This window comes from Legionella massiliensis (assembly GCF_000756815.1).
Lineage (GTDB): Bacteria > Pseudomonadota > Gammaproteobacteria > Legionellales > Legionellaceae > Tatlockia > Tatlockia massiliensis.
This window is the reverse complement of sequence record NZ_CCVW01000001.1, coordinates 876720-889443: the sequence shown is the minus strand read 5'-3', so window position 1 is coordinate 889443 and position 12724 is coordinate 876720. Positions and strand designations below refer to the sequence as shown.

The following is a 12724-nucleotide window of genomic DNA, read 5'->3' as shown; positions in this document are numbered from 1 at the left end:
AGAGGTTGATTAAGGACCGAGAAAATCATGATTAAGTTATATTCTTATCCAGAAATGTTTGGTTTACCTGACAACAATCCCTATGGATTAAAGGTGGATACCTTCCTGCGCCTAGCCAAAATTGACTATAGCATCGAGCATATTGTCGACACGAAGGACGCACCGCGTGGTCAATTGCCTTATATTATCGATGCGGGTGAAATTATTAGTGACTCAAACCAAATTATCAGCCACCTATCGAAAAAATATAAGCTCAGCATTGATTATCAGCTAATTGAAGCGCAGAGGATTCTGCAATTCCTGATCACCAGAACCCTCGATAGTCATTTATATTGGGTCATGTCATATTCACGCTGGCAAGATGAGCGCTTTTGGCCATTGTTTAAAGCAGAGTTGCTAAAACAGGGGCCGCAAATTACTGAAAAGCTCCTTGAGAGTGCAAGAGAATATAACAGCAATCGATATTACTATCAGGGCATTAGCCGCTATGACGCCCCTGAAGTTTATCAATCTGGGATTGATGATTTGGCCATTCTGGACCGCATATTGGGCGATAAGGACTTTATTTTTGGTGGTGATATTCATTCAATAGATGCTTGCTGTTATGGCTTTTTAGCAAATATTTATTACTTTGATATTAATACCCCCCTGAAAAATTATATCGACGCAGAAACTTCGCTGGGACCGTACACGAACCGTATTAGAAAATTATTGGAGTATTAAGGGGTTGTATCATGGAGAAAGGCTTCGTGGCGGCCTAAAGGCCTCCTCAGCCCGAACGGGTTTTGTGTAATCCCAGAAAAAACTCGAATTCCCGCGGCTTGACCGCGGGATCTGGCGCCGGTGAAAGCTGCGTCGATTAAGAGTGACTTATAAGATTTTTATTTTTTGTCCCGTACAAAGCAGATTTATAGATTAAACTTAAAATAGGCATGAAAAATACAAGGATTTAAGCCGTGTCTGACTACAATATTCATCTCAAATGGGTACGTGAAACCGGAGACTTTGACTATCAAACTTACAACAGGAAACATACTGTTTTCTTTTATGGGGGACCTAAAATTGAGGTCGACTCCTCTTCAAATTATATTCGTAATCCGCAATTTCACAGCCCGGAAGAACTGTTAGCAGCTTCACTTTCCAGCTGTTTTCTTCTCACCTTTCTAGCACTTTGCTCTAAAAAAGGATATGTTATCGATCACTACTCAGATCATGTCACTTGCAAGGTTGATGAACGTAGAATGATTATTACAGACATCAGTCTCCATCCTGTTGTCGCTTTCGGAGAAGACATCAGCATTGATAAAAAAACTATGATCAAACTTTTTGAAACGACACATCGCCATTGTTTTATTGCTAACTCATTGAAGGTTCCAATTACAGTGAATCCTGAGTTTGAAAAACCTAAAATTAATGAATAAATCAATGAGAAAACGGGTTCAACCTAGGGTGATTTTAGGCTTCCTTTTGTTAGTTCTCTGCTTTGCCTATTTATTCATAGGACAGGTTAGCGCTGTTTGGCCTTTTACTATTGATGACATGTATATCCCCTTGCGCTATGCAACTCATTGGTATAACGGCTATGGCCTAAGCTGGAATATCGCTGAACCGCCTGTTGAGGGCTATTCTAATTTCAGCTTTGTACTCTTAGCTCGCTTGGCTCTGCAATGGGGATTTAACCCCGTACTAGTATTGAAGGGAGCAGGCGTTATCGGTTTATTCGCAACCTTAGTCGCAATCTACAAGCTCACACGCTTCTGGCTTCCACCACGCTTTGCCTTTCTTCCTTGTTTACTTGCACTGGTTTATCCAGGGCAAATTATCTGGTCTGTCGGCGGTCTTGAAACGACGGTTTATCAAGCCCTGATTTGCTGGGCTATTCTCTTACTCTTGCGCGGCCAGGGCTATACCTTTCACCCCTGCCAACCTAAAAACCCAAGCCCGCTGCCTTTTGCTCTAGCTGGATTATTATTTTCTATCGCAGGCCTAACTAGACCTGAAGCACCGGTTTTCATGATGATGAGTCTACTTTTGTTAGGGCTTGATAGGCCTCGCCCAATGAGCCCTAACTATCTACGAGGATTATTCCTTTTTACCGGGGTAATCGCGTTGGCCTATCTACCTTATTTCTTCTGGCGCTGGCATTATTTTGGTTACCTTTTTCCCAACCCTGTTTATTGCAAAGGGCTTTCAGGAGTTTATCCCTCTCTGGATATAGGCTATCTGCAACTTGCCTGGCCCTTTGCCTGCCTTGCAGCCATTGCAATCTTTAGATACAAAGATCGCCGTTTTCAGTTTCTATGGCTACCTAGTTTGATTTACCTTATTCTTCTTTTCGGCTCAGAGCCCCTATCAAGTTTTGCCAATCGTTTATTTCTTCTGCCCTTTTGTCTGCTATTACCCCTTTCTATCCTGGGTCTGCTAATTATTATTCAGCGTTATTATAAGGATGATGACGTTATTAATGTGGCGATGTATTTTGCGGCCTTTTTAGTGGCCTTCTTTTTCGCTCAATCGATAAGCCTGACTAACTATCGCCAAACAGCGCAAAATACTTTGAATGATGAACACCTGAGAAGAGCTCTTGCTCTTTGGCTAAAGAACCATAGTTCTCCTACAAATAAAATCATGCTCAGCGATGTGGGCCTTGTTCCCTATTTAGATTCAAATCCTTTTATTGATTCTTACTGCTTAAACAATGTTGCTATGCGGAAATTCCCAAAGAAGACCATGTATCTTGATTTCTGTGAATCGATTCTATCAACTAAACCCGAGATCATTGTCTTAACCTCATTACTAGAGGGCCAAGACTTGCTATTTTCTCCTCCTGCAGATGCTTGTCTGAGCAAGAAATTAGCAACCACTGGGCAATACAAACTGGTCAAAACAATGACTTCTGAGATTAAGGTAAAGCAAACCAGCAAACGCTTTTATCGCTATCAAATTTATGTTAGACGTTGACAGTGTTAATCTCGGAGATCCTTCGCTGCGCTCTGGATGACGTTGCATTAGGGTGATAGGGCTGACCTATTACAGTTTTTATGACAACTGCAATATCATTCATCGCTCTCAACTCATAGAAATTAAGATCAATTAATGGTAAATAGGATGAATTATTTTTTAATTGCTTAATTATGACATCCTCTATCATCAGACTTGCAACACTTCAAGATGCTCAGGCCATTGCCCGGGTTCATATCCGCTCCTGGCAAAAAATGTATAGTGAGTTTATACCTGAAACGATTTTAGACAATTTATCAGTCGACGAACGTACTCAACAATGGCAACAACTCCTAGAAGAGCAAGTGAAGATCCTGGTGCTCGAAATCGATAATCAAATCGTTGGCTTTGCCTCTATTTGCACCTTTCGTGATTTTATGGCCGATCAATCGATGGGAGAAATTAGCGCTATCTACCTAGATCCGGATTATTGGCGTCTAGGCTTAGGCACAAAATTATGCTGGGCAGCTCTCACCGAGTTAGAAAACAGCGGTTATAAAACAGTCTTTCTCTGGGTCTTAAAAGATAATTTACAGGCTTGTAAATTCTATGAGGCCCTGGGTTTTACCCTCACTGACTTAACCAAGCTGGAAGAATTTTACGAGGGCGGAGCTCTTTTAACACAAGTTCTTTATAAGAAAAAACTCTAAATGATGACTCTTTTAAAAAAACTACGCTTCCTTTTTTTATTCATTGTCATTTTGGCCTTTTGCCTGCTCAGAGCTATTGTGGCGCAAACAGGGCAAAGACCTATTCTCGATATCTTTTTTCTTGTCCTTATTGTTCTAAGCCTGATTGGAATTGCTGAACAAAAGCAAAAATTTATCTACAGCTTATTCTTACTTGGAGCCATTGAAATAAGCCTGATTTTGATGAACTTCTGGTCAGTTAATTTTCCAATACACAGCCTAAAACTATTGTTTGCAGTCTTATTTTTCTTATTGATGACTATCGCTTGTCTAAGACTAACCTTAAAAGATAAAACCATCAGTATTACAACCTTATTTGGCTCCCTCTCTGCCTATTTGTTTATCGGCCTCACTTTCGCTTATTTATATTTGTTGATCTATCTATTCTATCCACAATCAATAACTGGCTTCGAACCTTACCTTGAAACCCGAGCAATTTATTATTCGTTTATAACCCTGACTACGGTCGGCTTTGGTGATGTAGTCGCAACGGGACCTATCATGCAATGCCTGTCCTGGATGGAGGCCTTCTGCGGCCAAGCCTATTTAGCCATTGTTATTTCCCTGCTTGTGGGACGCTATGTTGCCACAGCGAAGTCTTAAAAATATGTGGAACTTATCAAGCCGCATTCATAAACTGAATCATTTTCCCAATAATGGCCAGGTCTGCTATGTCAAAAGGGACGATGAATTAGGTTGTGGGATTAGCGGTTCAAAAATGCGTAAATATGCGAGTTTAATGCCTTATTTAATGAAGGAGAGAATTCGTCGTTTAATTATTATTGCAGGTCATCAATCTAATAATTTACTTGCCGCACTGCAAATGGCTAGGGAGTTTCAGCTCGAGGTCACTGCCTTTTTAATTCAAGCACGCAATTTAGAACTCCAGGGTAATTACAAATTAAGTCGTTTATTTTTGGATGAAGAGGATATTGTTTGGGTCAACCGAGAAGATTGGCCACAGGTTGAGGCGCTCGCTGATAATTATCTTAAAACGCTTGCCGAACCTGGTTTTGTTCTCAGTGAAGGAGCTAGTGTTCCAGCAGCAATGCCTGGTGCTCTGAGCCTTGCCAATGACATTTTGCTTAATGAGCAAGAAGCTGGAATTCAGTTTCAGCATATCTTTGTCGATGCAGGAACAGGCTTTTCTGCTGCGGCTTTAATCAAGGGGCTTAGCGAATTAAATCATCCAGCCGAGATACATGTCCTTTTATTAGCTGATGATGAAACTATTTTTAGATCTAAACTTGCGACATGGATTAAGCAAATCCCTAGCCATACTCATTGTTTTTACCCGGATACCGCGAAGTCTTTCGGCGCAGTCAATCAAACGATCAAATTGGAAATAAAGCGCCTGGCTAAGGACGAGGGTCTGCTAGCTGATCCGATTTATTCTGCAAAATTATTCTACTCTGCAAGAAACTATATTGAAGCAAAGCAATTAATGGGGAATATATTAATCATCCATTCTGGCGGAGCTTTATCCTTGGCTGGCCAGGACTTATTTCCTCATTCACCCAACTAGCCCCAGTCCCGCCATCCAGAACGCAGCGAAGGATCTCCGAGATTAGCACTGTGCCACCTTCAGGAGAACCTTCGCTGCGCTCTGGATGACGGAATATAGGGACAGGGGCGTGACCTATCAATGGTATCAACTTAAGAAAATTTATGCCGCATCTCCCCCTTCTCTCTAACTCTCTCCCCAAGGGGAGAGAAGACATATAGTCTTCGAACCTTGGATTGCTTCGCTTTGCTCGCAATGACCGTTCCCCCGAATTCCCGCGGCTTGACCGCGGGATCGTCTTATCCTCATCACAAATCCAAAATCAATCGATGCAAAAACCAGTCTTTTAGTATTACTATATCACTGAAAATAATTGGATTTTTTTATTTAAACTAACAAGGACGGAAAATAGAATGACAGTTCGAGTACTTTCTTTTGATTTTGATGGTTGTCTTTTTCACACCTCTTATACTGACTCCCCAGATAGAGATGTTATTGCCCACAATCGTGAATTTTTTGATGCAATAAAAGCGGAAAAGGCTAAATATAGCCAGGTATATACCCTCATTGGTTCAAATAGGCAATCGACGCTCATCGATTTTTATAACCGGGCTAAGGGCTCTTGCTTCACTGCAATACAAGCAATAAGTGACTATTTAGGCAGCACCTTAGATACCTTTCTGATGGCAGATATTTTTGGCGATTTGCCCGATGGCGAATCGTTTAGGCGAGCAACAAATGACGCAGCTGCTGAGCTAGATCATGCTGATTGGGTCTTTGATAAAACAAAGGTCACCATTATTTATGCCCAATTACATCGCATTGCCGCTAAGCATCCTGGCGAAGAACTCGTTTTTGACTTCTATGATGATAAGAAGGATATACTTGGTGCGGTAACCAAATTTTTTCGTACAAACCCTCATTTATTGCCTCCTAATACAACCTTACAGACACATCATTATGAGGGAGGTGAAGCTCGCCGCTATAGCGTTGTTAAGAGCCCTGAAGGGCAAACTAATATCATCGATAAAAATTACCGCCAAACGGTAAAAGATTTGGCTAGTTTAGCAGGCGTGGATCTCAATAATTATCAACCTACCGTAGAATACCCAATAGCAACCAAAACGAAGGTAAACAAGCTTAGAAATAGAGTATCGCTGCTGGCTCCAGAACCAAGTGAGGCTCCCGATGACCTGGACAGTTTAAAAAGCTTGCTTCAGGGCTTGGGCGATTTCAATAGCCGAGAGGCAGCTTCTGGTTCGTGGGCTAGTGGAAGCACTAGTTCTGCATCGAGTAGAAGCCAGGAGGAAGACGATGAAGAGAATGAAGAAAATATTGCTCAGGCCCTCAGAGAATTAGAAATGGCAGCGGAAGACACAGCATCACCTCCACCGGACCTGCTGAGTTTAATCTCCGAGCCTCAAGAGCAAAACCTTGCTGAGCCAAACGCTATTTTAACTACGGCAACTGCGACACAAGGGATACCCGAATCTGAGCAGAAAAAACAACGTAGGGTAAAGTTTTTTGATGAACAGCAAGAACAGTTAGAGCAAGAACCCGAGCCGAATCCCGAACTTGAATCAGAGCAAAAACTCAAACCGCAACCAGCACCAGAATCAGAAGCAATGCGAATTGCCAAAGAAAAATTTGCTTCTGCTTTGAAGAACATAGAATTAAAGGCCAGTGAATTACAAGGCTATGCGGATGGTCTTTATGATAAAAATCGTGAAGGCGATGAACAAGATGAGGATTACTATAGCTATAGCAAGGCTTCGGAAGCTGCCTCCGATCTCCACTATGCGTTCAATATTGCCGCTAACAAATTTTATATCGACTTCGATAAAAAAGCGTTCAACGATGCCACAACAACGGCAATCTCTACCGCTCGTGATTCTGAACTGAAGAATCATCGCGGTTATGCCAAAGAGATTTTCGGTTATGCCGGGCTAGCCGTTCTTGCCTTACTTACGGTAGCTACTGCGGGACTTGCTTATGCGGTTGCCGGCGGCATCAACTATGCAATTAATCAGCGTTTCTTTATTCCATTAACCTTTAATACTGACTCAATTAATAGGGCTAATGATCTCGATGAATCGGCTAAATCGCTTGTCGCCTGTATGGCTTAATCTTGCGGAAAGACTGTAAAACAAAATGAGTTTGCTTAGGCAAACTGCTCCCCCTGGAGGCACTGCCATTAAGTTAAGGACTCTACCTCAAAACCGTTCGGGCTGAGGAGGCCTTTAGGCCGTCTCGAAGCCTTGCACTCTGTGACGCTTCGAGACGTGTGCTAACGCACACGCCTCTCAAAGAACGGTGTCTGAAGGATAGATGAGAGATCGTGCTAGAGCCCCCTGAGGGAGAAGGTTACACCGATGAGAAGCTTAAATAGAATCACTCCCACTCTTTAGACTAATATCTAAATAGGGCTCATCGTTGTCTAGCTCACCCATTGGCTGGAAAAAGCGAAAGCTATCACTGGCGCTTATTAATTCCGGCTTGAGAGGATTTAACAGAGCTTGAACTTGATTAAGATCATCAACGAAAGACAGGTAAAACGGATGCTCGGCTAAAATTAACTGCGCTTGTTCAAGTGCTTCATCGCTTTGAATTATAAATTCTTCTAAGGAAATTCTTAATTCATCATCAAAAAATTGATAACCAACCGTCTCCGAAGCAGTTAATAAATTTAAGGCTGCATCTTCTTCAAGATCACTGAGTTGATTAGTCTCCATCAACTCAGTGAGCTGAGCTGCCATTACATCTAAAGCCTCGTTATATAAGAGTGCAGCTCTATTTTCTCGGCCAACCTCAGCAAAGCTATCAATGGCTTCTTCAATTGAAAATCGTTGCTCTGGATCGAGCTCCAACATAGCAACCAAAGTCTGCCTAATAATAGCCTGATCGTCTTCGCTTAAATCATGAATGTCAGAGAAAAGCCCTTCTAGGGTTTCTTCAATGCTGTAGAGCGATGGGGTATAGCTATAATCATCTCCACCATAATAGGTTGTAAATCCTACCCGCCAAACCAAGGCAATAACCCGAGCCATTGAATAGACATCTGACTTGGCGCTGGTGCTCATGGCGTTTGTCTCAACCTCCGGCGCGTAAAAACCTTCTGTGCCTGCTAGCGCGCCATCTGGTGTATCAATACTTAAATCATAATCAATGATCTTAACGGAAATCGGTGGTCCCAAATCGACGAGAATATTTTCTGGTTTGATATCGCGATGGATAAAACCCTGATCGCTAACCTGCTCTTTAAGCGCGACTAAAAGTGCCCAGGTCAGCTCGATGCGTTCCTGAGTTGATAAGAAATCGATGCCATCAAAATCATCTGAATTGATATCAAATAATTCACGTCCTCTAATTTCATCCATCACGGTATAACTGGTTTGGGAAAACCAGTTATTGTCTACAATTGTGGGATCTTTTATAGCAAGATGAGCAGCTCGTTTCGCAAATTCGAAACCTCTTAAAAATTGTGGAAGGGCGTTAAAATCCTCGCTGTGCTTTTGAACTTTGACAACTCGCCTGTTTCCCTCTTTTCCCTGCTTTTTAAATCGAATTGCGCCATGCTCTGCATCGAGAGCCACTGTTCCTTTAATTCGTCTGATTTTCCCAAAAGCACCTTCACCGATCTGTGCTTTGTTAGAAATGGCTTCATAACGAACGCCTTCGCGGCCTTCCTTCCTTAAACGTTGGAACACATCATTTTTAAAGGTGAATTCGGTTCCATCCTCAAAGCTATAAATTTTGCCCTTCTGCCAAGCTTTAATGCCTAGTTGTTCTTGGGAATCAAAAAATTGCAGCAACTTTCCAACGTTTTCCTCGTCAACATTCTTTAAATTAATCTCTAATTCTGGCTTTGTAGAATACTCTTCCTCAGGCTCTAAACTGCTGTCCTTAGGGCTATTGAACCTATCAAAAAGATGCTCTAGCAGCGTGCCAGTCTCATCGTTCAACACATCATCGAGCAGGTCGGAGTCAATAAGAAATTGCTTAAGGGCTTCAAATTTATCAATACTATCCGGCGCATCAGAGGGCTCCTCCAAAAGAGCTACCTCATGTCGAACGTAGTGAGACATCTCCTGAATATCGAGAGATCCCTCACTGTGTTCGGGATGACGGAGGTCTTTATAAAGTTCCTCTTCAAGCAGCAAACTGCTGTCTTCAGAACTATTGAACCGAGTAAGAATATGCTCTAGCAGCGTGCCAGTCTCATCGTTCAACACATCATCGAGCAGGTCGGAGTCAATAAGAAATTGCTTAAGGCCTTCAAATTTATCAATTCTATCCAGTGCATCAGAGGACTCATCCTCATCGAGCTCGGCAAAACTATCCGGCTCAAAATAAAGGCCAGTCTCTTCCTCTTCTTCTTCAATCAGCAAACTACCGTCTTCAGTGCTCTTGAACTCAGTAAGAATATGCTCTAGCCAAGTGCCTGCCTCATCGTTCAGGACTTCATTGGGCAGGTTAGAGTCAACAAACTGTTTAAGATCTGCCGATTCATCAGCATTATCTGGAACCTTGGAGAAATCCTCAATGATTGAGATAGCGAGTAAATGACTGTTTGCCGTTTCATAATCAGACAATTGTGGAGCAGCTTGCAGGTAATCTGCCTCTATTTTTGTCTTTCCAACAGCTGTTAAATTCGCTGGAAGATTACCTGGCTTATCATTTATCCAATCACCAAAATTGGCCAGTGAAGGATAATCATAAGCAAAATCCCCAGACTCCAGATTTAAATCGACCAGAGCCCTGGCCACATGGAACTCAAATTCAGGCTCCTCATAGGGGGGCTGCAATTCTGCCTTTATAGCTAAAGCAGCTAAAAAGGTTTCTTCGTTTTCATAATTGCTAAGCCGAAGTTCCGCCTCTAAGGCCTTCGCTTCGGCTTTTATTTTCTCAACAGCAAGCAACTCTGTTGGTTCATAGAGGTTGTATCGCTGGTTAATTTCATCCAGATAATAAGCGGTCCAGTCATCAAATTGGTTATCTCGCTCCTCGGGTTTTAGATCAACAAGAGCTCTGACTATATGGAATTCAAATTCAGGTGCCTCATAGGGCGGCTGCAATTCGTCCTTTATCGCTAAAGCGGCTAAATCGCTTTCTTGACCTTCAGAACTGCAAAGCTGGAGTTCCGCCTCTAAGGCCTCAGCCTCGGCTTTTATTTTTTCAACGGCAAGCAACTCTGTTGGTTCATAGAAATTGTATCGCTGGTTAATTTCATCCAGATAATAAGCGGTCCAGTCATCAAATTGACTATCTTGATCCTTAGGCTTTAGATCTACTAGAGCTCTGGCTATACGGAATTCAAATTCAGGCTCTTCATTAACCGGCTCTTCCAATTGCAAGGACTGCAAATGAATATCACTGCCCTCATAAGCACTAAGCAGGGGTTCTGAAACTAAAGCCTCAGGCTCTGCTATGGCGTTTTCAACTGCTTCTAAATCAGCTAAGTGTTTACTCACAGTTAAATCAAGCAAGCTAGTCGCTTCCAGCTCAACAGCATGGAGCAGAGGCTTTGCGCTTAGATCTTCACTGTCTACTATTGTTTTTGCTGTAGGGAGCAAAATTTCTGAAGAATTAAGCCCCTGATTTTCGTTTATAGAAACTAAGGTCTGACTCTCAATTTCATGATTAATCAGTGAGGGAGGCTCTGTTAAAGGATTGCCTTCAACTTTCACCTTGCTTGGTTGTATTAGATTTAAAGGCAGTAAAAAACTGTCATCAGGTTCATAGTCCGCAAGAGGAGGAAATTCTGCCAGAGGGCTGCCCTCTGCTTTTATTTTTTCAGCACTAGACAAACTGCCGGGCTTAAGCGATTTTTCTTTTATTTCTAAAGCCGTCAAGGCCTCTGGTTCAGGCATGTTAGCCTGCAAAGAGGGCAGTCTCTTTAATGGTTCTCCCTTCGCCTTTATTTTTGTAACTGCGTTCAGGTCTCCAGCCGGCGCCAAACCCTCGCGCACATCTTGCGCTATCAAGGCCTTGTCCTCCGTCACAGAGGGTGCCAAAGAAAGGGGCCCAGCAAGAGTGCGACCCTCAGCTTTCTTTTTGGCAATATCGCCTAAATCCTTGGGCGAAGAAAGCTCATCCTTAGAATTCAAATCGTTCTGATTTTCTTCAAGACCGCTAATAGGAAGTCTTGCCGCTAACTCTGTTTTCCCCAGGCTGCCTTTAAGGTTAATGTTTGAATTAGCATCCTCTTTTGCTTTTGCTAAACCATTTTTTGCCAAGTGCGCAAATCGTTTATCTCTAGTTTCCCTGGGCACATAAAACAGGTAATTATTGTAGGCTTTCCGAACTAGTTTATTGACAACACTTTCATTGTTCTCTTTGATTTTATTATTATTTTTATGCAGAAAAAGGTCTTGCTTAGTTTCTGAAAAATCAAAATTATTTGGGTTTGAGTCATTTAGCTCTAACTCTTCTAGGGCTTGAACATAATTGGGCAAATGAGAGGAGTTACTATTGTGAAGCAGATCATTCTTTGAATTTTTCTCTGGATTTTTGCCTGATAAAAGCTCTTTTGTAGAGTAATAATCCTCTTCTCTTTTTAAATTATTTTTAGCGCTTTGCGGCTCAGTTATTAGCTTCTCTTGTCGGCTACTTTGGAGGTGAGCAAGATTTACTACCCCAATACTCGCTTTAGAATTTTCTTCTACCTGATTATCGTAATTATTTTGATAATACTTTTTTGGTGCATCCATTAGTAATTGGAATTTAACCAGGCAAGCCCTGTTTTTTCCGAGCCGCCCATTTTCTTGCACCACTGTTTCAGTATCATCAGGATTTTCTGGCAGCTTTAATGCCTTTTTTTTGTAAGCACGGACGTAACTCTCTATATCTTCTGGTTTTTCTTTTGACTTACCCAGTTTCTCGCAACCAGAAGTATCGACCTTTGCTGAGGTATTGTCTGTCTTAACCTGAAGTGTCTGAAGATTTTTGCATTGAGAAAATAGACAATTTATCTTGCCATCGCGGCCTCCCTCTATTGCAATAATCGCCCTAGTAAGAAAATCATTATTGGCAAAATTGATATAAAAATCAGATTGACTTGTTGTTAATATAAGTTGCTTTATCTTTTTGCAAGCTGCCGGCTCCAAGGTATCTAGCTTTGAACCCTGTATATTGATCGATCCTATCTGCTCACCCAAACCTTCTAACTTCATTAATTTCTTACAATTAATTATAGAAAGTTCTTCTAAATTGACTAAGCACGAGAGATCGAGACTAGTCAGCATTGAGCTGTTGCCAATCTTAAGGCGTTTGATATTGCGAGCATTTTCTGGCCATAGAATTTGCGTTAATTTAGGGCATCTATCGATGATAATTTCATCAACCTTCCTAAGACCATCTGAAAAATCAATGGTTCGCGCTAATTCAGCCTGTACTCTGATCGCATGGTAAGCGTCATTACCCAGCGCAATTTTGGCCCAGGTAAAGTCGTTTCCACATAGGAAATCATAGTCTTTTATCATTTAAATATTGTAGGACTATATGATTAAGAAAATATTAAGATGGATAAAAA

The 12724-nt window shown here is 41.8% G+C and carries 8 protein-coding genes; 7 read left to right on the top strand and 1 reads right to left on the bottom strand.

What is annotated here, in order from left to right; genetic code table 11:
- Positions 1 to 27: 27 nt before the first annotated feature.
- From BN1094_RS03800 to BN1094_RS18715, 7 genes are all read left to right on the top strand, one after another.
- The gene (locus tag BN1094_RS03800; protein WP_043873029.1) at positions 28 to 723 is read left to right on the top strand and encodes a glutathione S-transferase C-terminal domain-containing protein; all 696 of its coding nucleotides are present in this window, start codon (positions 28 to 30) and stop codon (positions 721 to 723) included.
- A 233-nt stretch (positions 724 to 956) separates the two neighbouring features.
- Positions 957 to 1421 carry an OsmC family protein gene (locus BN1094_RS03795; RefSeq protein WP_043873028.1) on the top strand — a complete coding sequence of 155 codons (465 nt, stop codon included), beginning with the start codon at positions 957 to 959 and terminating at the stop codon, positions 1419 to 1421.
- A 4-nt stretch (positions 1422 to 1425) separates the two neighbouring features.
- Entirely contained in the window at positions 1426 to 2961 is a 1536-nt protein-coding gene (locus BN1094_RS03790; RefSeq protein ID WP_043873027.1) for a hypothetical protein, read from the top strand.
- 173 nt (positions 2962 to 3134) lie between these two features.
- On the top strand, positions 3135 to 3650 hold the full coding sequence (locus BN1094_RS03785) for a GNAT family N-acetyltransferase (protein WP_043873026.1): 516 nt from the start codon (positions 3135 to 3137) through the stop codon (positions 3648 to 3650).
- Positions 3651 to 4292, top strand: coding sequence for an ion channel (locus tag BN1094_RS03780; RefSeq protein ID WP_043873025.1), 642 nt, complete (start codon positions 3651 to 3653; stop codon positions 4290 to 4292). It begins immediately after the preceding gene.
- A gap of 4 nt (positions 4293 to 4296) precedes the next feature.
- Positions 4297 to 5214, top strand: a complete 918-nt coding sequence (locus BN1094_RS03775; protein ID WP_043873712.1) for a pyridoxal-phosphate dependent enzyme — start codon at positions 4297 to 4299, stop codon at positions 5212 to 5214.
- A 392-nt stretch (positions 5215 to 5606) separates the two neighbouring features.
- On the top strand, positions 5607 to 7319 hold the full coding sequence (locus BN1094_RS18715; RefSeq protein WP_052403119.1) for a hypothetical protein: 1713 nt from the start codon (positions 5607 to 5609) through the stop codon (positions 7317 to 7319).
- Positions 7320 to 7574: 255 nt separating this feature from the next.
- On the opposite strand, the gene BN1094_RS18710 is transcribed toward BN1094_RS18715, so the two are convergent.
- Positions 7575 to 12674 carry a protein kinase domain-containing protein gene (locus BN1094_RS18710; RefSeq protein WP_052403118.1) on the bottom strand — a complete coding sequence of 1700 codons (5100 nt, stop codon included), beginning with the start codon at positions 12672 to 12674 and terminating at the stop codon, positions 7575 to 7577.
- Between the last annotated feature and the right edge of the window lie 50 nt (positions 12675 to 12724).

Excerpts from the sequence above, each read along its gene's own strand:
- BN1094_RS03800 (WP_043873029.1), top strand. The coding sequence starts at position 28 with ATGATTAAGTTATATTCTTATCCAGAAATGTTTGGTTTACCTGACAAC.
- BN1094_RS03790 (WP_043873027.1), top strand. The coding sequence starts at position 1,426 with ATGAGAAAACGGGTTCAACCTAGGGTGATTTTAGGCTTCCTTTTGTTA.
- BN1094_RS03785 (WP_043873026.1), top strand. The coding sequence starts at position 3,135 with ATGACATCCTCTATCATCAGACTTGCAACACTTCAAGATGCTCAGGCC.
- BN1094_RS03780 (WP_043873025.1), top strand. The coding sequence starts at position 3,651 with ATGATGACTCTTTTAAAAAAACTACGCTTCCTTTTTTTATTCATTGTC.
- BN1094_RS03775 (WP_043873712.1), top strand. The coding sequence starts at position 4,297 with ATGTGGAACTTATCAAGCCGCATTCATAAACTGAATCATTTTCCCAAT.
- BN1094_RS18715 (WP_052403119.1), top strand. The coding sequence starts at position 5,607 with ATGACAGTTCGAGTACTTTCTTTTGATTTTGATGGTTGTCTTTTTCAC.
- BN1094_RS18710 (WP_052403118.1), bottom strand. The coding sequence starts at position 12,674 with ATGATAAAAGACTATGATTTCCTATGTGGAAACGACTTTACCTGGGCC.